The 21,372-nt window shown below is 34.7% G+C and carries 20 protein-coding genes; 7 read left to right on the top strand and 13 right to left on the bottom strand.

What is annotated here, in order from left to right; translation table 11 throughout:
- Positions 1–23: 23 nt before the first annotated feature.
- From ACFFU9_RS15630 to ung, 7 genes are all read right to left on the bottom strand, one after another.
- Positions 24–1,100, bottom strand: a complete 1,077-nt coding sequence (locus tag ACFFU9_RS15630; protein ID WP_379862420.1) for an AMP-binding protein — start codon at positions 1,098–1,100, stop codon at positions 24–26.
- Positions 1,101–1,103: 3 nt separating this feature from the next.
- Positions 1,104–2,057 carry a CPBP family intramembrane glutamic endopeptidase gene (locus tag ACFFU9_RS15635; RefSeq protein ID WP_379862421.1) on the bottom strand — a complete coding sequence of 318 codons (954 nt, stop codon included), beginning with the start codon at positions 2,055–2,057 and terminating at the stop codon, positions 1,104–1,106.
- Between the two features lie 3 nt (positions 2,058–2,060).
- The gene (locus ACFFU9_RS15640; RefSeq protein WP_379862422.1) at positions 2,061–3,098 is read right to left on the bottom strand and encodes an o-succinylbenzoate synthase; all 1,038 of its coding nucleotides are present in this window, start codon (positions 3,096–3,098) and stop codon (positions 2,061–2,063) included.
- On the bottom strand, positions 3,099–3,776 hold the full coding sequence (locus ACFFU9_RS15645) for a metal-dependent hydrolase (protein WP_379862423.1): 678 nt from the start codon (positions 3,774–3,776) through the stop codon (positions 3,099–3,101).
- 35 nt (positions 3,777–3,811) lie between these two features.
- Positions 3,812–4,714, bottom strand: a complete 903-nt coding sequence (menA, locus tag ACFFU9_RS15650) for a 1,4-dihydroxy-2-naphthoate octaprenyltransferase (protein ID WP_379862424.1) — start codon at positions 4,712–4,714, stop codon at positions 3,812–3,814.
- Positions 4,714–5,553, bottom strand: coding sequence for a 1,4-dihydroxy-2-naphthoyl-CoA synthase (locus ACFFU9_RS15655; RefSeq protein WP_379862526.1), 840 nt, complete (start codon positions 5,551–5,553; stop codon positions 4,714–4,716). The genes menA and ACFFU9_RS15655 overlap by 1 nt, the downstream gene beginning before the upstream one ends.
- Positions 5,554–6,013: 460 nt before the next feature.
- A complete protein-coding gene (ung, locus tag ACFFU9_RS15660; protein ID WP_379862425.1) occupies positions 6,014–6,673 on the bottom strand; it encodes a uracil-DNA glycosylase in 660 nt (219 codons plus the stop codon).
- A gap of 64 nt (positions 6,674–6,737) precedes the next feature.
- Between ung and ACFFU9_RS15665 the strand changes: the two genes are divergently transcribed.
- Positions 6,738–8,231, top strand: a complete 1,494-nt coding sequence (locus ACFFU9_RS15665; protein WP_379862426.1) for a YfcC family protein — start codon at positions 6,738–6,740, stop codon at positions 8,229–8,231.
- A 77-nt stretch (positions 8,232–8,308) separates the two neighbouring features.
- Here ACFFU9_RS15665 and holA read toward each other — a convergent pair whose 3' ends face one another.
- Positions 8,309–9,313 carry a DNA polymerase III subunit delta gene (gene holA, locus ACFFU9_RS15670; RefSeq protein ID WP_379862427.1) on the bottom strand — a complete coding sequence of 335 codons (1,005 nt, stop codon included), beginning with the start codon at positions 9,311–9,313 and terminating at the stop codon, positions 8,309–8,311.
- A gap of 127 nt (positions 9,314–9,440) precedes the next feature.
- On the opposite strand from holA, the gene ACFFU9_RS15675 reads away from it, so the two are divergent.
- The 4 genes from ACFFU9_RS15675 to ACFFU9_RS15690 all read left to right on the top strand — a co-directional run bounded on the left by ACFFU9_RS15675 (position 9,441) and on the right by ACFFU9_RS15690 (position 13,161).
- On the top strand, positions 9,441–9,890 hold the full coding sequence (locus tag ACFFU9_RS15675) for a type I restriction enzyme HsdR N-terminal domain-containing protein (RefSeq protein ID WP_379862527.1): 450 nt from the start codon (positions 9,441–9,443) through the stop codon (positions 9,888–9,890).
- 76 nt (positions 9,891–9,966) lie between these two features.
- Complete coding sequence (locus ACFFU9_RS15680; protein WP_379862428.1) at positions 9,967–10,956, top strand: glycosyltransferase family 2 protein; 990 nt, start codon at positions 9,967–9,969, stop codon at positions 10,954–10,956.
- Positions 10,957–11,047: 91 nt separating this feature from the next.
- Positions 11,048–11,887: an OmpA family protein gene (locus tag ACFFU9_RS15685; protein WP_379862429.1), complete on the top strand. Its 840-nt coding sequence runs from the start codon at positions 11,048–11,050 to the stop codon at positions 11,885–11,887.
- Between the two features lie 113 nt (positions 11,888–12,000).
- Positions 12,001–13,161, top strand: a complete 1,161-nt coding sequence (locus tag ACFFU9_RS15690; RefSeq protein WP_379862430.1) for an MFS transporter — start codon at positions 12,001–12,003, stop codon at positions 13,159–13,161.
- A gap of 42 nt (positions 13,162–13,203) precedes the next feature.
- On the opposite strand, the gene ACFFU9_RS15695 is transcribed toward ACFFU9_RS15690, so the two are convergent.
- Positions 13,204–13,824 (bottom strand): L-threonylcarbamoyladenylate synthase, encoded by a 621-nt coding sequence (locus ACFFU9_RS15695; protein ID WP_379862431.1) that lies wholly within the window; start codon positions 13,822–13,824, stop codon positions 13,204–13,206.
- Between the two features lie 47 nt (positions 13,825–13,871).
- On the opposite strand from ACFFU9_RS15695, the gene ACFFU9_RS15700 reads away from it, so the two are divergent.
- Positions 13,872–14,726, top strand: a complete 855-nt coding sequence (locus ACFFU9_RS15700) for an alpha/beta hydrolase fold domain-containing protein (protein WP_379862432.1) — start codon at positions 13,872–13,874, stop codon at positions 14,724–14,726.
- Between the two features lie 14 nt (positions 14,727–14,740).
- Here ACFFU9_RS15700 and ACFFU9_RS15705 read toward each other — a convergent pair whose 3' ends face one another.
- On the bottom strand, positions 14,741–17,089 hold the full coding sequence (locus ACFFU9_RS15705) for an ATP-dependent helicase (protein WP_379862433.1): 2,349 nt from the start codon (positions 17,087–17,089) through the stop codon (positions 14,741–14,743).
- An 83-nt stretch (positions 17,090–17,172) separates the two neighbouring features.
- A complete protein-coding gene (locus ACFFU9_RS15710; RefSeq protein ID WP_379862434.1) occupies positions 17,173–18,747 on the bottom strand; it encodes a hypothetical protein in 1,575 nt (524 codons plus the stop codon).
- A gap of 229 nt (positions 18,748–18,976) precedes the next feature.
- Here ACFFU9_RS15710 and ACFFU9_RS15715 point away from each other — a divergent pair, with 229 nt between their 5' ends.
- Positions 18,977–19,498: a DUF7935 family protein gene (locus tag ACFFU9_RS15715; protein ID WP_379862435.1), complete on the top strand. Its 522-nt coding sequence runs from the start codon at positions 18,977–18,979 to the stop codon at positions 19,496–19,498.
- Positions 19,499–19,527: 29 nt separating this feature from the next.
- On the opposite strand, the gene ACFFU9_RS15720 is transcribed toward ACFFU9_RS15715, so the two are convergent.
- Both ACFFU9_RS15720 and ACFFU9_RS15725 read right to left on the bottom strand, forming a co-directional pair.
- Positions 19,528–20,442: a patatin-like phospholipase family protein gene (locus ACFFU9_RS15720; protein ID WP_379862436.1), complete on the bottom strand. Its 915-nt coding sequence runs from the start codon at positions 20,440–20,442 to the stop codon at positions 19,528–19,530.
- Between the two features lie 3 nt (positions 20,443–20,445).
- Entirely contained in the window at positions 20,446–21,348 is a 903-nt protein-coding gene (locus ACFFU9_RS15725) for a patatin-like phospholipase family protein (RefSeq protein WP_379862437.1), read from the bottom strand.
- Between the last annotated feature and the right edge of the window lie 24 nt (positions 21,349–21,372).

Genomic DNA, 21,372 nt, shown 5'->3' on the forward strand with positions numbered 1-21,372 from the left:
AATTAAGGCACTATAGTTATAAACTAAAGACCTAGTGCTAGTAATGTTCTTCTACGGTTTACTTTTCCTGATGCTGTTTCAACAAACTCAGGAATCGCAATAATTTCTTTAGGTTTTTCGTATTTTCCTAAATCCTCAAAAACAGCTTGGTCTAATTGATTTGATTTACCTTCCAAAATTAAAATAGCTTTTTGCCCTAAGGTATCATCTGGTTTTGATGCCATAAAAAACCGTTGGTGTATTTTATTTTGAAGCTTAACCTCTATCTGTTCTGGAAACAGTTTGATCCCTCCAGAATTAATAACATTATCGTAACGGCCCAACCATTCAAATTCTGTTTTAGAATGTATTTTGACAATATCGTTTGTTATTACTTTTTTTTCAGAAAGCTGCGGTGCATTAATAACCAGACATCCTCTATCATCCTGAGAAATAGCAATATCGGGCAATGTTTTAAAATAACTGGTAGCAATGCTTTCAGAATCTTTAAAATTATTGAGTTTACGTAATGCAATGTGAGATACTGTTTCTGTCATTCCATACGTTTCATACACCACAGGTTTCTTATCTTTAATGGCGTCTATGATGGTGCTTGAAACTTGTCCGCCGCCCACAATAGCTGTTTTAATATTTAATAAATACTTGGCGAAATTTTTAAGTTGCATGGGGGTGAAAGCACAAAACGTATAGTCTTTTTCATAATCTATAGATGGTAAAGCCGCGGGTTCCGTCATATCTAACTCCAAGCCCAAAATAATAGCCCTAACCATCATCATCTTACCTGCAATAAAGTTTGATGGCAAACAATGTAAAACCTTATCTCCAGGTTTCAAATTAAAAAAATCGCCGGTAGCAATCGCAGAATTTACCATGGCCTCTTTTTTAATTTTAATTTTTTTTGGTTTTCCTGTAGAACCTGATGTATTTACAATAACATAATCTTTATCATCTAACCACTGGAGCAGAAACTGACCTAATTTCTGTTGATAAGGCATGCCTTCTTTTACATAGCTATACGCTATTTCCATTAAGTCGTCAAATTTATAATTAAATCCGTCTAACTTAAATCTTACGTGTACATTCGTATAATTTGGTATCATATTTTATTCTATAATGTTATCATTTTCTTTTATAAGCTCCGTAGCCTTTCCCGTCAATTTATACTTCCAATGGGTCCATTTGTATTTCTTAGACAAAACTAATAAGAGAATTGGGAATACCACGAAAACAGGTATAAATATTTCTATAAGTCCCATTTCCGATGGGTCTGATAAATCTTTTAAAATGGAGTGTGTTTGAAATGCTGTCCAATCTGCTGTAACTAAAAGTGCCGCAAATAAGTTATTGGCAGCATGAAAGCCCAAAGCCAGCTCCAAACCTTCATCCATTAGCGTTAATATCCCTAAAAAGAAGCCTGTACCAATATAATAGACCATAATAACATACCCCAGTTTTTCTACTTCTGGATTTGCAAGGTGCATTAAGCCAAAACACACCGATGTGATGACCAATGGCAGCCATTTGTTTTTTGCCATAACGCCAATGCCCTGCATTAAATAACCCCTAAAAAGATACTCTTCAAAACTCGTTTGTAAGGGTACTAATAAAATCGCAATCAAACAAAGTATTAAAAATGGTCCTAATTGGAAGTTCAGTTCAAAATCTTGTGGATTAAAATAATAATCTATTAACACAAAGCTACTTGACACGATTCCCCAAAGGAAAAAGATAAACCAAAAGCGTTTCCAATCTATTTTTTTTCGGGCAGTTGTTAAACTAATAAAGGATTGCTTATGCCATAATTTAACAGTAAAAATAACTCCCACCAAACCAATAGCAAAAGACAAAAGCATTAAAAACAAAAACATATTGTTTCCTAAAACAGATATCATTTGAGGAATATCGGTTAAAACAGTCCCCGTTTCCATGGCTTCCAGAGCTATAGCGATACCTAATGGCACCATGCCTATACTTTGCCAAACGATAACTATTATAAAAAATCCAATTAAATACCGCCACCACTCATGCAACGATTTAAATGCCTGCGCTATATACATATATTATAAAGTTATGTGCCAATCTGTTTTATTGTTATACATTAATGCGCCATGTTTTACATGCAAAGGTGAATCAAAATTATTGCTAAACAAACTACCTGTCCCCAAACCTTGTGGCAAATCGCTGTTTTTTTGAAACGTATATTGAGCAATAGCACTTAAGCCCACATTGCTTTCTAAGGCACTGGTAATCCACCATCCTATATTTTGCTGTTCGGCTGCTTGTATCCAATCATCACTACCCTTAAAACCGCCTACCAAGCTCGGTTTTAAAATGATGTATTGTGGATGTATGGTGTTTAGCAAACTTTGTTTATCCAAATTAGAAAAAACGCCAATTAACTCTTCATCTAAAGCGATGGGTAGTGGTGTTTTTTCACATAAAAGGGCCATGTCTTCAAGTTGTCCTTGTTTAATGGGCTGTTCAATGGAGTGTAAATCAAAATCAGATAAGCGTTTCAATTTTTCTAATGCTTCATAAGGTGAAAATGCACCATTAGCATCTACACGCAATTCTATATCTTTAGAAGTAAACTGTTTTCTAATGGATTTCAAAAGATTTATTTCGGTTTGAAAATCGATGGCTCCTATCTTCATTTTAATACATTTGAAGCCCGCATTTATTTTCTCTTCAATTTGCTGTTTCATGAAGCTTTCACTGCCCATCCAGATTAATCCATTAATGGGAATAGAAGCTTCCCCTTTTGTAAATGCAGATGGAAACAACTCGAATTTATATTGACTTTCAAGAGATTTAAAAGCCATATGTAGCCCCATTTGGATGCTAGGAAACTCAGTTAAAGCATCTAATAGATAGGCCAATCCTTTATGGATATTTTCACAAGTCCATTTTATTTTACTTTCATAATCTGGCCTGTCATCTATAGATAATCCTCTAAACAAACCACACTCTCCAACACCTTGCTTTTCTTCGGAATTTAAAATAAAAAACCACGTTTCCTTAGTTTTCAAAATACCCCGTGAAGTACCACTGGCTTGCTTAAAATTTAAAATATACTTGTTGTAAGAGGCTGATATCATTTATAATTCAATAAAGTCACCAATACCCAACAACATCAAATCTTTTTCTTTTTCGAAAAATTTTCGCTTAGCCTCTTCATGGTCAATTTCTATATATCCAAACGTATCGTAATGGCAGCCTAAAATCTTATCGCATTCTATAAAATCACTTGCAAGAATAGCATCATGGATTCCCATAGTAAAATTATCGCCTATAGGTAAAATAGCTAAATCTAATTTAGTTTGTAAAGGGATAAGTTTCATGTCATAACTAAGTGCTGTATCTCCTGCGATATAAATATTCTTATGTTCCCCCTCGATAACAAAACCACCTGGTTGCCCTCCGTAGCTTCCGTCTGGGAATGAGGATGAATGGATTGCATTAACATATTTAAGGGTTCCAAACTCAAAATCCCAAGAACCACCATGATTCATAGGATGACCTTCTATACCTAATTTCTCAAAATATCCTACTATTTCAAAATTAGATATAACAATGGCTCCAGTACGTTTTGCAATAGCTTCAACATCTAAGATATGATCTTGATGGGCATGTGTGACCAGAATATAGTCGGCTTTAAGAACTTCAATATTTATATGCGATGCTTTAGGGTTTTCAGAAATATAAGGGTCTACCAAAATGTGGATATCATTTACTTCTATCCCTAAACTGGCATGACCGTAAAATGTGATTTTCATAATTATGATTTAGATAAGAAAAATACGAAAAATTATTAAAATAGCTGCCCAATTCCCATTAGAATAGCTAGAAAAAAGGTAGTTAGCGCTAGTTTTTTTAGCTCAGGATCTAGACTTTTGGGATTATGGTTATTGTATACTTTTTTAAGGTGAAAAAACAAAGGCACATAAGTTACCATGAACATCAAATTAAAAGGAGAGGTATAATAAACCACCCCGAACAAGAAAGATAAAATTAAGGCAAAAACAACCAATATAAAATGATAAATTTTAACGTTTTGTTCCCCTAATTTTACTGCCAATGTTATTTTATTTGATTTCTTATCTGAAATTCGGTCACGCATATTGTTTAGGTTTAACACTGCCGTACTTAGAAGTCCTATGATACAACCCGGTATAACCACTATAAAGTCGATTTTTTTCGCATATAACACATAGCAGCCCGCAACACTTACCAACCCAAAAAAAACAAACACAAATATATCGCCTAAGCCTCGATAACCATATGCCCTACTTCCAACAGTATATTGAATAGAAGCAACAACACTAAGAATCCCTAAAGCGAGAAAAACAGACGTTAGTATAATATAATCGGTTCCAAAGGCATAAAATATAAGTCCAAACGAAAGCCCTATAGCCACTACAATGTTTATTTTAATGGCTTTACGCATGCTTTCCGGACTTATTTTTCCACTTTGAATAGCACGTTGCGGACCAATTCTATCTAAATTATCCGTACCTTTAATACCATCACCATAATCGTTGGCCAAGTTTGAAAGTATTTGTAAACTTAAAGTAGTGAGCATGGCCAAAATGAAGATCCCCCAATTAAAGAAACCCTTATGTTGAGCTAAAAAAGAAGCCAATATAATTCCTGAAACAGAAAGCGGTAAAGTTCTTAAGCGCATTGAAGATATCCACATCGAGATATTATTCATTATGGAATCCATTTTTTATTAAAATTAGGTTTGCGTTTTTCAAGAAAGGCATTGCGTCCTTCCGTAGCCTCTTCTGTCATGTATGCTAAACGAGTGGCTTCGCCTGCAAAAACCTGCTGCCCCACCATACCATCGTCTGTTAAATTCATAGCAAACTTAAGCATTTTTATAGACGTTGGCGATTTGCCCAAAATTTCCTGAGCCCATTCATAAGCAGTCGCCTCTAAATCCTCATGAGGCACTACAGCATTTACCATACCCATATCGAAAGCTTCTTGAGCCGAGTAGTTTCTTCCTAAAAAGAAAATTTCTCGAGCTTTCTTTTGTCCTACCATTTTCGCTAAATATGCAGAGCCATAACCTCCGTCAAAACTAGTAACATCGGCATCGGTTTGTTTAAATATAGCATGCTCCTTGCTTGCTAATGTTAAATCGCAAACTACATGTAAACTATGCCCGCCCCCAACAGCCCAGCCAGGCACCACTGCAATTACGGCTTTAGGCATAAAACGAATGAGACGCTGTACCTCTAAGATATTGAGGCGATGATACCCATCTTCACCCACATAGCCCTGATGTCCTCTTGCTCTTTGATCGCCACCACTGCAAAACGAGTATACTCCATCTTTACTAGACGGCCCCTCGGCAGATAATAAAACCACACCAATATTCACATCTTCATTGGCGTTATAAAAAGCATCATATAGTTCAGTTGTCGTTTTAGGCCTAAAAGCATTACGTACGTCTGGTCTGTTAAATGCTATTCTAGCTACACCATTGTATTTTTTATAAGTAATATCTTCATATTCCTTAACTATTTCCCATTTCGGTATCTCCATCATAAATATTTTAGTCAAAATTAATTTTTATTTTAGTATTAAGCATGATAAGTGTTGAGAAAATAAACCTCATACTTTTCCAAAACTTTTATTAGTAGGGTTAAAAACGATTTGAGTTAAAAGCAAAAGCTATATTATCAATAGCATACAAAGACAACAAAAAAAATAATTATAAAAAAATATTTTCCTATAACTCAAGAATTATATTATATCTTTGCATTAATTTTAACAGTTATTTTAGTACTTAATGATAAACTTATATTGTTTTATCGATTAAATTGGCTTTTAACCAGAACCAAACCTGCTTTCAGAAGATTAACCCCAGCAAATATGTTATCTACCATTACTATTTCTATTCTCGTTCTCATTATAGTAAACCTATTATTACTAAAATTTAGTTGTAATAAAATAGTGAAGTTTAAAAAGACTAATAAAAGGCCTTTAGTATTAAACACAAAAATCACCATTGAACAGGAGGAACAAGAACTTTCTCCAACAGGGAGTTAGTTTTACTAAAATGTCCATTTCCAAACCAGTACCCTCTATTAGCACTTAATGGTGATGGATGGCCACTAGTTAAGATATGATGTTTTTTAAGGTCTATTAGCTTCGTTTTCTGCTTGGCATACCCACCCCAAAGTAAAAAAACCACATGTTCTTTTTTATCGCTAATGGCTTTAATAACCGCATCTGTAAATGTCTCCCAACCTTTTTTCTGATGGCTCCCCGCTTGATGTGCCCTTACCGTTAAAGTAGCATTTAATAACAAAACACCCTGTTTTGCCCAGTGTGATAGGTTACCGCTTTCTGGATATTTTATTCCCAAATCTTTTTCAATTTCTTTAAATATATTTACAAGTGAAGGCGGATGCTTTATTCCGCTATTTACAGAAAAGCACAATCCATGAGCTTGCCCAAATCCGTGATAAGGGTCCTGGCCTAAAATGACCACCTTAACATTTTCAAAAGGGCAATACTTAAACGCATTAAAGATTTGATTTTCCGGCGGGAAACACGTATGTTCTGCGTATTCTGCATTTATAAAATCCGTTAGAGTCTGAAAATAAGCGGACTCAAACTCTTTTTCCAAATAAGGCTTCCAACTTTCATGTATATTCATGTGCTATAAATTAAAATCGAACTAAAATAATATTATCTTTAGTCATTGAAAAATAAATTCAGCTTTGATACCTTTTAAGTTTCCAACCCCTCAAACCATTTTGCTTATTATTGCAGCAATGGTAGCTACGCTTACCTGGTTTGTTCCGGCAGGCAAATACAGTACATTAAGTTTTAATCCCTCTGAAGGTGTGTTTATTAAATCTGATTTTAAAAAAACGCACACCCTTCCTGGTACCCAGAAAACCTTGGACGATTTGCATATTAAAATCCCTCTAGAAAAATTTACAAATGGTGATATATGGAAGCCTGTAGGCATCCCTAATAGTTATAAACAACTGGAGCCTAAACCCCAAGGGCTTGTAGAATTTATAAAATCGCCTATTAAGGGCATTGTACAAGCCGCAGACATTATTTTTTTAGTGCTTTTTATCGGGGGTATTATTGGCATAATGAACTATACCGGGGCTTTTGAGGCTGGTATTTCATGGCTTGCAAGAACACTTAAAGGGCACGAGTACTTACTTATTATTATGGTTACTGTTTTAATTGCAATTGGGGGCACCACTTTTGGACTTGCAGAAGAGACCATTGCCTTTTATCCCATTCTTATCCCCATCTTTTTAGCTGCAAAATATGATGCTATGGTTGCATTAGCTTCTATATATATAGGATCTTCGGTGGGTACGATGTGCTCTACCACCAACCCTTTTAGTACTATTATTGCGTCTAATGCAGCTGGAATTAATTGGACTACAGGATTAACGTCGCGTTTTATAATGCTAGGAATAGGCACCCTAGTTTGTATTCTATATATTATTTATTATGCCCAAAGGGTGAAAAAAGACCCTACTAAATCTATCATTTTTGAACAAAAAGAAGCGATTGAAAAACGCTTCGGAAACTCCACTAGCACAGCACACAAGCTCACTACTCGATTACGCCTAATATTAATTGTTTTTAGTTTGTGTTTTGTCGTTATGATCTATGGTGTATCGCAATTGGATTGGTGGTTTATAGAAATGACTACCGTTTTTTTAGTGGGCGCTATATTGATAGGTATGATTGCTCAAATAAAGGAATATCTTTTTATTGATATTTTTATAAAAGGCGCTAGCGATTTACTTGGTGTAGCTATTATTATAGGTATTGCCCGTGGCATAACCGTTATTATGGATGATGGCCTAATTAGTGACACCATGTTGCACCATGCTAGCAGCATGACCGACGGCATGAATAAAGGTATTTTTATAAACGCGATGCTCTACATTTATGGAGGCCTATCTTTTTTTATTCCATCTTCTTCTGGAATGGCCGTTTTAACCATGCCCATTATGTCTCCTTTAGCAGACACCGTAGGAATTGGTCGCGAAGCTATTGTAAACGCTTATCAATACGGCATGGGCCTTTTCGCTTTTGTAAGCCCTACAGGGTTAATTCTAGCCTCTTTAGCTATTGTTAAAGTGGGTTATGATAAATGGTTAAAATTTGTGATGCCTTTGGTTATCATTTTATTGGTTTTCACAATGCTTTGGCTCACGGTTCAAGTCTATTTATAAAACAGTTTCACAGCTTTAATTATAACTGTGGTTTTTAAATAGAATTCAATCTTTTACTTAATAAAACCTAACAATTCTTACATTAAAATTCTTACTAACATCTCTTTAAGTAATTGCCCTTCTGCAGGTGCATTAGACCCCACCCCTTTGCTTTTTACATCAAATTCATGCAAAATAGCCACCACCTCACTCACTTTTCGCATGGGATAATGTCTTGCTGCCGTAATATACTCATCTACAAAATAAGGGTTTATTTTTATTGCAGCAGCCACATTGCGCGGCGATTTATCGGCCAAACCATGTAAATGTAAAAGCTGCGAAAAAAAAGTAAATAATAAAGATACAGTTACTACCATAGGATTGTCTTTTGGGTTTTCTGCAAAATAGCGAGCTATTTGATGTGCTTTCACGACGTCTTTTGATCCAACAGCCTTCCGTAATTCAAAATTATTAAAGTCTTTACTAATCCCTATATTCTCTTCTATAAGCTCTGGAGTTATTTGACTTCCACTAGGTAAAATAATTTCAAGCTTCTCCAACTCTTTACTAATTTTACTTAAATCAGTTCCAAGAAACTCTACCAACATTTGGGCTGCTTTAGGTGTAATGGCATATTTTTTTGAAGATAAGGTTCGTCTAATCCAGTCTGCCACCTGATTGTCGTAAAGTTTTTTACTTTCATAAACCACTCCATTTTTTTTAATAGCCTTATAAAGCGCCTTTCGTTTATCTATTTTCTTGTACTTATAGTTAATCACTAAAATCGTTGTAGGCTGTGGGTTATTGGCATAACCAGCAAGTTTTTCAATACTGCGCGCTAAATCTTGAGCTTCTTTAACAATAACGACTTGGTAATCGGACATCATAGGGTAACGCTTAGATGTTCCTACAATATCTTCAATACTAACATCGCGTCCATATAACACAGTTTGATTAAAGCCTTTTTCTTCTTCATTAAGAACCTTAGATTCAATAAAATCGGAAATCTTATCTATATAATAAGGTTCCTCTCCCATTAAAAAATAGATTGGCTTTAATTTGCCACTCTTAATATCGGCCACTAATTGTTTAACCTCGTCCAAAATCGTCTTAAAGTTTTTAAATTACAAACACCAAAACCCCATACAAAATATCATTGTCGGAATTTGCCATAAGGAATTGGTTATTATTATTTTGTGTTTAACTTTGAAAAAACATAAAAATACACGCTTGCAACATTTAAATTTTCCAAAGTTTTCATTTCGATTCAAAAATAGCGAAAATAAAATCTCCATTTTTGATGTTCTCCGTAAAAAATTTGTCATTCTTCAACCCGAAGAGTGGGTTCGGCAACACTGTGTCCATTATTTAGTGGAAGAAAAAAAATATCCCAAATCTTTAATTAACGTTGAAAAGGAATTAATAATCAACACCCTAAAAAAACGTTATGACATTGTGGTCTTCAACCCAAATGGAAGCATCCATTTAATTGTAGAATGTAAAGCTCCACAAATTAACATCAATCAAGACACGTTCGATCAAGTGGCACGTTATAATTTAAAGTTAAACGCTACTTATTTAATGGTCACAAACGGATTAAATCATTATTATTGTCAGATGGACTTTAAAAACGAACGTTATGAGTTTTTAAAAGATATCCCAGAATATACGATGCCGTAACCAAAGCGCTGTTGTTAGAGTATCGTTTTAAAAACATTTAAACAGCCACCACTACTAATAAAACTTTAATACCATATTGAAAATAGCCATCGTTATATTAAATTGGAACGGAAAGAAACTTTTAGAACAATTTTTACCCTCCGTTATAGCCCATTCTAAAGAGGCCATTATTTATTTAGCCGATAATGCATCTTCCGATGCGTCTGTTTCCTTTGTAAAAAACACATATCCTTCCGTTAGAATTATTCAAAATTCTATAAATGGTGGATATGCGCAAGGCTATAATGATGCCTTAAAACATATAGAAGCGGACATATTTTGCCTCCTCAACAGCGATGTTGAAGTTACCGAGAATTGGCTTCCTCCTATTATTAACCTTTTTAAAAACGAAAACAATACCGCTATTATCCAGCCCAAATTACTAGATTTTAACAATAAAGATTGTTTTGAATACGCAGGGGCTGCTGGAGGGTTTATTGACAAGTTTGGGTATCCTTACTGTAGAGGACGCATTTTTAACGCTATTGAAAAAGACACGGGACAATTTAACGATACTGCCGATATATTTTGGGCTTCCGGAGCGTGCTTATTCATTAGAAGTACCGTTTTTAATGAATTAAACGGTCTGGATCAGTATTTTTTTGCACATATGGAAGAAATCGATCTCTGCTGGCGCGCTAAAAACTTGGGATATGATGTAAAATATGTGGGTGAATCTGAAGTTTTACACGTAGGAGGTGCTACACTGAATGACCAAAACCCTAAAAAAACATATTTAAATTTTAGAAACAGTCTATTCGCCATTACAAAAAATGCTAAAGGATTTTTGTTTTTTTTAATTGGTATACGATTGATTTTAGATGGTGTTGCAGCTCTTAAATTTTTATTTGAACTGAAACTCCTTCACATTTTAGCCATATTAAAAGCCCACTTAAGTTTTTATGCTCATTTACCAAGGCTTTTAAAACAAAGAAAGGCTATAAAAAATAAAAAAAAATATTACCAAACCGCTTCTATAGTGCTTGAATTTCATCTAAATAGAAAACGGAAGTTTAAAGAATTATAACATATTAGTAAAAGTTTTGTTAAAATGCTAAAAGCGACTGAATTTTGCATATTTTTGTAATTAATCCACGAAAACTAATCCTTTAATAATTATGAAAAAAGTTCTAATACTTAGTATCTCAGCAGTGATGTTATTAAGTTCATGTGTATCCAAAAAAAAATTTACAGATCTTCAAGTAAAACAAACAGAAACTCAAGATTTACTTAATTCTGCAACTGTTAAATTAAACTCTTGTTTAGAAGAGAAAGCTTCTTTAAGCGCCAGATCTCGATCTCTAGAAGAACAAGTTGCCGATTTACGTAAATACAATGACAACTTACAGATTCTTTCTGCTAAAGGTGCTTCAAATGTTGAAAAAACATTAGAAAGTATTAAAGAAAAAGAATTAAAAATTACACGTTTACAAGATGCTCTTACTAAAAAAGACAGTGTTACTCTAGCGCTTGTAACAAGTTTAAAACGTGAAGTTGGCATCAATGATCCAGACATCGAGGTTAATGTTGAAAAAGGTGTGGTGTTTATCTCTATCGCAGATAAATTATTATTCCAAAGTGGTAGCTACAATGTAACATCTAAAGCTAGAGATGTTTTAGCTAAAGTTGCAAAAGTAGTTAACAGCAAACCAGAGTTTGAGTGTATGGTAGAAGGTCATACTGATAGTGTACCTTACAGAAAAGAACCATTATTGGATAACTGGGATTTAAGTGTTAAACGTTCTACATCTATCATTAGAGTTTTACAAGACTTAGGTGTAAACCCAAAACAGCTTATTGCTGCTGGACGTGCAGAATATGTACCGTTAGTAGATAACAATACTGCTGAAAACAGAGCAAAAAACAGACGTACTCGTATTGTTGTATTGCCTAAAATCGATCAGTTCTACGACATGATTGAAAAAGAAATGAAAAACTTAGCGGCTGGTGGTAACTAATCCGTTTTAAAACATAATTTAAAAAAGCTCAACCATAATGGTTGAGCTTTTTCTTTTAATATACAACGACACTACAAAACACTTTTTATTCAATAAATTATTAGTATTACTAAATGACTGAAAATATTAAACAGCGCGCAGCCTTAAGTGTTTATTTTTTGCTTTCTGGATTTTGTTTTGCCTCATGGGCATCAAGAATCCCTACGATTAAAATGATTTACGATTTAAATGATGCTGAATTGGGAAATTTGCTTTTAATTCTTCCTATAAGCTCTCTATTGAGCTTACCGATCTCTGGATGGTTGGTCTCAAAATTTGATAGCCGGCTACCTTTAATTGTTTCTTTTTCATTATTTTCTATTGCTTTAGCGCTTATTGGGCTTTCCAATTCTTTATGGATATTAAGCATTGCTCTTTTTTTATTTGCCTTTAACATGCGTATCATCAATATTTCTATAAACACTCAGTCTTTAACCGTACAAAAAGGCTTTCCAAAAAAAATAATAGGATCTTTTCACGGTATTTGGAGTGGTGGAGGCTTACTTGGTGTAGGCTTTTCAACACTAATGGTTAAAACGGATGTTTTAGTAGCAACCCACTTAATGAGCGTGGGCTTGTTTTCTTTAGTGATTTCCTTTATAGCCTATCCTTTTCTTTTGAAAAATGACAAGTCTCCCCATGGAAATAAGCTCATTTTAGGAAAACCAGACAAAACCATCATGCTATTAGGGCTTATCATCTTTTTTGCTGCGGTTTGTGAAGGCGGCATGTTCGATTGGAGTGGTGTATATTTTAAAGAAGTTGTTAAGGAAGAGATTTTTACTTTAGGCTATCTCATTTTCATCTTATTTATGACGCTTTCAAGATTCTTTTCAGATAAGCTCATGGATTACATTGGAATGAAAAAATTATATATTTTAAGTTCAGTTTTCATATCCTCAGGTATTTTAACTGCTATTATTTTCCCATATTTTTGGCCAGCTCTTATAGGGTTTAGTATTGTAGGCATTGGTGTTGCAGCTATTTTCCCCATGACCTATATGCTTGCAGGAACCTCTAAAAAATACTCTCCAGGTATGGCCATTTCCATTATTACCACCTATGCTATTGCCGGTATGCTCGTGGGACCACCTCTTTTAGGGTACATCGCACATACATTTAATCTAAAAATGTCCTTTTTGTTATTTGTGTTTTCTGGATTAATGTTTATTCCTATCTCCCAACTGTTTTTTAAGTTAAAAGAAGAACAAAGCGAAGGCAAGCAAGGGCTTTAATATATTTACTACATAAGGTAAAGGGAAGCATCTGGAATAAAATTAAAATATTTCCAAACTTCCTTTTCCTTTCCTAATAATTACCGGTTCAGTTTCCGAGAGATCAATAACCGTAGAAGCCTCGTTATCACCATAGCCTCCATCAATAACTGCATCTACAAGTTTATCCCACTTTTCTAAAATAAGCTCAGGATCAGTAGTGTACTCAATCACTTCGTCATCATCATGTATAGAGGTTGAAATAATAGGGTTCCCCAGTTTTTTTACAATTTCCAAAGCAATGTTATTAGCCGGTACACGAATACCGACTGTCTTCTTCTTTTTAAAAGGGTTTGGTAATGTTTTCGAACCTGGTAAAATAAAAGTATAAGGTCCTGGAAGGGCTCGTTTTAATATTTTAAAAACAGACGTGTCTATTTGTTTTACATAATCGCTTATGTTACTTAAATCGTGACAAATAAAAGAAAAATTTGCTTTCTCAAGTTTCACTTGCTTGATTCTTGCTATTTGTTCTAGAGCTTTTAAATTATTAATATCGCAGCCCAAACCATATACCGTGTCTGTAGGATATATGATAAGCCCTCCTTTTTTAAGAATAGCGACAACCTTATCGATTTCCTTCGGATTAGGGTTTTCCTCATAAATTCTAAAATATTCAGCCATAATAATTATCTTGTCATTTCTTTTACAATGTAAAAATTATTTTCCTTATGAAAGCTATCAAACCTGTATTCTTCTATATAATTGTTGGTTTAACAACTTTTAGTTGCTCTAAGGATACCGACAACACGACCATCTTACCCTTAGTAGAGCCCTATCATGAACAAGATGTTTATTATGGACCGGGTAAAGATCAAAGTTTTGATATTTATTTACCTGCAAATAGAAATAGCGATACAAAAACGATAATTTTAGTGCACGGTGGCGGTTGGTCTGGTGGCGACAAAAAAGACATGAACGCTTTTAAAGATTTGATATTACAAGAATTCCCTAGTTTAGCCATTGTTAATATGAATTATCGTTTGGCAGACCATGTACACGCGCCTTACCCCATGCAAATAGATGATATTACAACGGTGGTAGATGAATTAAAAAATAGAAAAAACGATTATAATATTTCTGAAAAAATAGGTTTTATAGGGACTAGTGCTGGTGCACATTTAGCATTGTTATGGAGCTATGCTTTCAGCACCCATAAAAATGTAGAGATGGTATGTAGCATGGTAGGCCCTACTAATTTTACAGACCCTGCATATTTAAACAATACCAACCCCGAATTACAAGGCATGATAGACTTATTTGGTATTAAGCCAGAGATACCATTTCTAAAAAAAATAAGCCCTTATCACCAAGCCACGGCATCTTCTCCCCCAACCATACTTTTTTACGGCGCTAAAGACCCTTTGATTCCTGTAACCCAAGGTACAGCAATGCGAGATAAACTAATAAGCTTAAACGTAAGCCATGAGTTTATATTATATTCAAATGGCGGCCATGGATGGGTAGGCCCAGATTTACTAGATACCTGGATTAAATTAAAAACTTTTATGCAAGCACATCTTTAATATATTAAAAAGACTTAACCAACAACTTCCAGTTTAGCAAACCTTAATAATAATTTTTTAACTCCGCCATGCTGGAAATTGATTTCTGCTTTTACGTCTGCTCCAGTACCTTCTATTTTTATAACTTCTCCTGAACCAAAACGCATATGTTTTACAATATTTCCAACGGCTAATTTACTATCGAATAAGGCTGTATTACCATTTGTCTTTTCTACAGGTTTTAAATTTTTAGGCGTGGTTACTTGAAACTTTTCAGGGTCAGGTTTAGAACTGCCCTTTTTTAACACAGCTTGTTTAGCTGGCTTATATCTAATCTTATTAGGATTTACAGGTGTATGCCCTTCTGCATCACCAAAAATATCGGCACTAAGCATAGGATTGAAGCGACGCTCTTCTATAGGTGTTACAATATCCAAGTATTGTTCATCTATTTCCTCTATAAAACGGCTAGGCTCAGAATCCACTAACTTTCCCCATCGGTATCTTGATAAGGCATAGGTTAAATAGGCTTGTTTTTCAGCACGGGTAAGCGCCACATAAAACAAGCGCCTCTCCTCCTCTAGCTCGCTACGGGTACCCATACTCATAGCACTTGGAAACAAATCCTCTTCTAGTCCAACCACAAACACACAAGGAAACTCTAAACCTTTAGCTAAATGTATAGTCATTAATGCTACATGGTCGCTATCTCCTTTATCGGCATCCAAATCTGTGGCCAGCGCAACATCTTCTAGAAATTCGGCCAAAGAACCTGTAGTGTCTGCAATTTCTTTTTGCCCTTCTACGAAATCTTTCATTCCGTTTAAAAGCTCTTCAATATTTTCCATTCGGGCAACACCTTCTGGCGTTCCGTCTTTATTAAGTTCTTTTATTAAACCACTAGTTCTTGTTACATGTTCTGCCAGCTCGAAAACATCGGCCGTTTGATTTAAAACCTGATAACTTTCTATTAAGGTTATAAAATCCTGGAGTTTGTTTTTTGTTCCTGAATTGATCTTAACATTCGTTTTATCGATGTTTTTCATCACTTCAAAAATAGTTCTATTATAACCATTTGCAGAAACAATCAATTTATCTATAGTAGTCTGTCCGATACCTCGAGGCGGAAAATTAATAATACGTTTTAAAGCTTCTTCATCTGCTGGATTGATAATCAAACGCAAATAAGAAAGCACGTCTCTAATTTCCTTACGTTGATAAAAAGACACCCCTCCATAAATTCTATAAGGGATATCTCGTTTTCTTAAAGCATCTTCAATAGAACGGGATTGTGCATTGGTACGGTACAAAATTGCAAAATCGCTATTAAGCAATTGATTGTTCATTTTCTGCTCCCAAATGGTACTGGCTACATAACGCCCTTCATCACCATCGGTTAAAGAACGATTTACTTTTATTTTCGCCCCTTCATCATTAGCTGTCCAAACCACTTTATCGAGTTTGGTTTCGTTTTTTTCGATAATGGAGTTAGCCGCATTAACGATATTTTTAGTCGATCGGTAGTTTTGTTCTAAACGGAAAACCTTAACATCATCGTAATCCTTTTGGAAATTGAGAATGTTATTAATATTGGCGCCACGGAAAGCGTAAATACTTTGTGCATCGTCGCCCACGACACATATATTTTGAAATTTATCGGATAGCGCTCTAACAATTAAGTATTGTGAGTGGTTGGTATCTTGATACTCATCTACCAGAATGTATTTAAATCGGTTTTGATATTTCATCAATACTTCAGGAAAACGCGTTAAGAGCTCATTGGTTTTCAACAGCAAATCATCAAAATCCATAGCTCCAGCTTTAAAACAACGCTCTACATAGGCTTTGTAAATATCGCCCAACCGCGGTCGCCTGGCCATGGTATCGGCCTCAATCAGTTCTGGATTCTGAAAATAAGCACGCACGGTAATTAAACTATTTTTATAAGAGGAGATTCTAGAACGTACAGCTTTATATTTATAAAGGTCCTTGTCCAGATTCATTTCCTTTATAATGGATGCTATTAATCTATCGGAATCTTGAGTATCATAGATAGTAAAGTTACTGGGATAGCCCAGCCTATCGGCCTCTATACGTAAAATTTTGGCAAAAACCGAGTGAAAGGTGCCCATCCATAGGTTCTTGGCTTCACTGGTTCCTACAATTTGGGCGATACGCTCTTTCATTTCACGCGCTGCCTTATTCGTAAATGTCAACGACAAGATATTAAAGGGATCTACACCCTGACTCATTAAATACGCAATGCGATACGTTAAAACACGCGTTTTTCCAGAACCAGCACCTGCAATAATTATCATGGGGCCATCTTTCTGGATGGTAGGCTCTAATTGTGCCTCGTTTAATTGGCTTAAATACTTCTCCAAATCCTTTTCATTTTAAACCGTGAAATTAACCAATGTTAGGCTTTTAACCCCGTAGATTTATTAATAATTATAAACATAGTAGTTTAATTTTTATCCTTTTCTTTACCATCGCCTGTCATGGCATTCATTAATCCTCCTTTTAGATTGAGCCACAAATAGTTAAACACAGATTTATTTTTAGCACGTTCAATGTCAGATTTTGAACCATGTCTAAAATCTTCAGCTTTATCCTTACTATCCTTGGACACAAAAATATTTACAATGCTAGACAAAAACTTGTTTTTCTCTTCACCATTTTCCTTTAAGATAATAACATCAAAATCATCATAATTCAATTTTAAATCGATATGCCCCTTTTCTTCATTTGCATTCAAGGTAAAATACGTTTTATTGATTTCACCTTCCAATCGCACATTTAAATTGGGCTCCATAAATTGATTCATGCTATCGGCATTTAATTTTCCCATTTCAGCTTTAAACACAAATGCATCACTGGTGTCGTTGATGTCGAAATCCCATTGCACATTTATAGGGCTATTGTCCATAAAAATAGCCTTTACGTTTACCGAGGTAACCGCTTCATCTGGTTTATAGGTATTGCTCAAGTTTTTTATTTGAGCATTTAATTTTGAAAACAAAAGCTTTCCACCTGTGGTTTCTTCATTTACTTTTTCCGTGTAAGTAATAGATGTATTGTTTAAAAGCACAGTACTTAAAGTCATATCAAACTTTAAGTCTCTTAACATTTTACTGTACAAGGGCTTATAGCTCATATCATCTTCCACTAGCTTGTCTCTAAATATTTTGAAATTAGGCTGATACACATCCATACGCTCACTTTTGAAATAAAACAAGGAATCCTGTGCGATACCGAAATCCTGTTTTTGTATTTCAATAGAATCGACACGCAAATTATAATGATCGCGTTCCACAGGGATCATGCTGGAAAGTTTTGATTTAGAATACTTCGTTTGCACACGAAGTCCCTTAAATTTAGAAAAGTTGGGGTGCACATCTATATGCTCTAAAAAGAGATTCTCATAGTCGCTCACTTGATAAAAAACATGCTGTGATGACATAGCAAAGTCCTTATAGGTTATGGGCTGTTTGGGGTTAGATTGGCTAATCTGCAATCCCTCTATTCTTAAATCTATTTTTTTTGAATCCAACATCAAAGAATCATTGGAAACAGTACGAATTTCCACTTCACCTTTATGGATTTGGAAGCTATGGACTTTAATTAATTTGTTCAAGCTGTTCTTGAACGCATCATTATAAGATTTGGATTTTACTAAATCGTTATGATAGTATTTCATCTTAGGCTGACGTAAAACGATGTTTCCTAGGGTAATTTCATCATTAACAAGATAGTTCCAATATCCAAAGTCTGTTACAGAAAAATGCTCCAATTCTATTTGGGCATTTACGCTATCTGTAGTCTTCCCATAAATTACAATCTGTGGATGCTCTAATTCTAAATTCCCTTTTAGGGTATTAATTTTAAGTGATTTGTACTTAATTTTTATGTTTTCAGGAGCTTCTGCAATTTGACTTTCAAGTTTATGCTCCACCACCGCGTTGAGCACGAAAACACATATAATTAGAACCACCATTACCCCAATGGCTACAAGGAGTCCTTTTTTAACTTTTTTGTTCATAATTTAAAGATAGATATTCTATACATGCATTACAATTTATTTTTAATAAGTTAACATATTTAACGGGCTTGATTTTAAGCTTACAGCTCCTTGTTATTTAATGATTTTAAAAAACAGATTCAGAAGCATTCGATAAAAAGCAGGTTTTATAAAACAAATCTTTCATCTTTACATATTTTCTTGCAGGATAAATACAAACCTATTAAGTTTGTATTTAAACTATTTTTTTATGGAAGCCCAACGCATCATTGACCTCTTTTTATACGCCATTCCTACTTTAATTACAGGAATAATTGCGTTTTATTTTTTTAAAGAACACACCAAAAACGAAGATGGCAGAAGGCGCTTCTTGTTAAAAAAAGACTTACAGATCAATGCCATGCCACTACGCCTTCAGGCTTATGAACGAATGGCCCTATTTTTAGAGCGTATTGTTCCTGCAAAACTATTAATTAGAGTAATTCCAACTTCTTCTGATAAAGAGCCTTATGAAGCTTTACTTATAGATAGTATCGAACAGGAATTTGAGCATAATTTATCTCAACAAATCTACGTAAGCGATAAGTGCTGGAACATCATTACCGCAGCCAAAAACGCCACTATACAAATGATAAGAAAAGCGAGCTTATCTGAAAAAACAGACACTGCCAATAAGTTAAGAGAGGTTATTTTAACAGAAATGATGGAGCGTCGCTCTCCTAGTGATGCTGCACTTTCCTTTATAAAAGATGAAGTTTCTGATTTATGGTAACCACCCCATCGGCTATTAATCCCTATGCCTTAAGAATCCATCCGTAACTCGTTAGCCATATGATTCTCGTCTTTGCTTTTTGCATAATCGTAGCCTTGTTGCCACCAAGATACCATGAGTTTTTTATTAAAAATAAGAGAGTTTTCGGTAAGTTTTGATGGGGTATAATATAAATTGAGCTTTACCTCTTTATTAATTGCCGCTAATTTTCCAATAAGAATATCGCTTCGCTCTACTTGGTCTAGTAAATGGCCAAAAAGATTAAGCATCAAGGAAAAAGGGTTTTTACCCAAGACTTTCATGTACTCCATATTCTCCGACTCTAAAACCACAGCATCAATTTCTGTTGCTCCACGTTGGATAGCCTCCCTAATAGGAACGACACACCCAAAAGCACCATCGGCATATTCAAAACCATCTACTTTAGCAAGCGACATAAAAGGAATATAATTGCAGGAAATCCATATCCAATCACAAAACTCATCATAAGAAAAATCTTTTATAGACTTATACTCTACCCTATTTTTGGATAAATTTGAAACCGTAACGACCACATCCTCTTTAGTTGCTCTTATTATATTATATTCCTCCTCGGTAAAATGCTTTTTCAAATAGCGCTTTAAGGCTTTACTCTCCCCAAAAGTCCGTTTCTTTTTCACAAACTGCCATAATGAGTTTAAAAAGTTTATAGATACAAACTCCCTATCTCCTTCTTTACGAATATTAAAAGGGCTAACACTAAAAATATTTCCCTGTTTCACATTCGTAAAGACATGGTATATTTTATCGATTTTTCCTGCAGCGATATGGGGCACTAACAAGCTTCCTGTAGAAGTCCCCAAGAACAAATCGTACTCATGTCCTTTTTCTTTGATTAAGTACTCTGCTACACCTCCTGCATATGCGCCTTTGCTACCTCCGCCTGATATTACTAATGCTCTCATATATTAATTTTCTAAAGGACTGATTTCTTCATTTTTGAATTTAGCAAAATTATAGCCACTTTGCCACCACTCCGTCATTTTTTCCTTATCAAAAATCAATGAATTTGTTGTTAAGATGGTTGGAGCATAGTAAAAGTTGATAATAGCGTTATTATGTGTCGCTACAAATTTGCCGATTTTAATATTTTGCGATTCTATACGATCCAACATAAAACCAAACATATTGGTTATTAATGAGAAAGGATTTTTTGTGGGCATTCTGTTCAATTGATTGATTTCCGTCTGTAAAATAATGGCATCTACTTCTCTTGCGCCACGACTAATAGCCTCCTCAATAGGTACCATGTTCCCCATACCACCATCGGCGTACTCGCAACCCTCCTTTTTAGCCAAGGTCATAAATGGGGTGTAATTGCAGGAAATCCAAACCCAATCACAGAAATCATCATATTCAAAATCACTCAACATTTTATATTCCACTTGATTGAGCGATAAATTAGAAACCGTTACCACAATAGATATATCAGAGTTTTTCAACTCTAGAAAATCTTCAAGAGATATTGTTTTTCTTATTAGCCGTTTTAAATTATAACTTTCCCCAAATGTTTTACTTCCTTTAATAAAGTTTAAAATCACACTCATATGCTTAATAGCGATATTTTGAGTGCCATGTCTTTTTTTAATCACAAATGGACACACACTAAAAATACTGGCATTATTAACATTGGTGTAAACCGATTTTATTTTTTCTATTTTATTTAATGCCAAATGAGACACCAATAAGCTACCTGTTGAAGTTCCTATATAAAGTTGGTATTCACGCTTTAACTCTTCAATAAGATATTGTGCGACACCACCTGCAAATGCGCCTTTGCTACCTCCTCCCGAAATCACTAGTGCTCTCATTTTTTTGATTTTTTATTTAATTAA

Source organism: Mariniflexile ostreae, from assembly GCF_042427585.1.
GTDB classification, from domain to species: domain Bacteria; phylum Bacteroidota; class Bacteroidia; order Flavobacteriales; family Flavobacteriaceae; genus Pseudalgibacter; species Pseudalgibacter ostreae.

Coding starts and splice junctions, on each gene's coding strand:
- ACFFU9_RS15630 (WP_379862420.1), bottom strand. CDS start 1,100: ATGATACCAAATTATACGAATGTACACGTAAGATTTAAGTTAGACGGA.
- ACFFU9_RS15635 (WP_379862421.1), bottom strand. CDS start 2,057: ATGTATATAGCGCAGGCATTTAAATCGTTGCATGAGTGGTGGCGGTAT.
- ACFFU9_RS15640 (WP_379862422.1), bottom strand. CDS start 3,098: ATGATATCAGCCTCTTACAACAAGTATATTTTAAATTTTAAGCAAGCC.
- ACFFU9_RS15645 (WP_379862423.1), bottom strand. CDS start 3,776: ATGAAAATCACATTTTACGGTCATGCCAGTTTAGGGATAGAAGTAAAT.
- menA (WP_379862424.1), bottom strand. CDS start 4,714: ATGAATAATATCTCGATGTGGATATCTTCAATGCGCTTAAGAACTTTA.
- ACFFU9_RS15655 (WP_379862526.1), bottom strand. CDS start 5,553: ATGGAGATACCGAAATGGGAAATAGTTAAGGAATATGAAGATATTACT.
- ung (WP_379862425.1), bottom strand. CDS start 6,673: ATGAATATACATGAAAGTTGGAAGCCTTATTTGGAAAAAGAGTTTGAG.
- ACFFU9_RS15685 (WP_379862429.1), top strand. CDS start 11,048: ATGAAAAAAGTTCTAATACTTAGTATCTCAGCAGTGATGTTATTAAGT.
- ACFFU9_RS15690 (WP_379862430.1), top strand. CDS start 12,001: ATGACTGAAAATATTAAACAGCGCGCAGCCTTAAGTGTTTATTTTTTG.
- ACFFU9_RS15695 (WP_379862431.1), bottom strand. CDS start 13,824: ATGGCTGAATATTTTAGAATTTATGAGGAAAACCCTAATCCGAAGGAA.
- ACFFU9_RS15700 (WP_379862432.1), top strand. CDS start 13,872: ATGAAAGCTATCAAACCTGTATTCTTCTATATAATTGTTGGTTTAACA.
- ACFFU9_RS15710 (WP_379862434.1), bottom strand. CDS start 18,747: ATGAACAAAAAAGTTAAAAAAGGACTCCTTGTAGCCATTGGGGTAATG.
- ACFFU9_RS15715 (WP_379862435.1), top strand. CDS start 18,977: ATGGAAGCCCAACGCATCATTGACCTCTTTTTATACGCCATTCCTACT.
- ACFFU9_RS15720 (WP_379862436.1), bottom strand. CDS start 20,442: ATGAGAGCATTAGTAATATCAGGCGGAGGTAGCAAAGGCGCATATGCA.
- ACFFU9_RS15725 (WP_379862437.1), bottom strand. CDS start 21,348: ATGAGAGCACTAGTGATTTCGGGAGGAGGTAGCAAAGGCGCATTTGCA.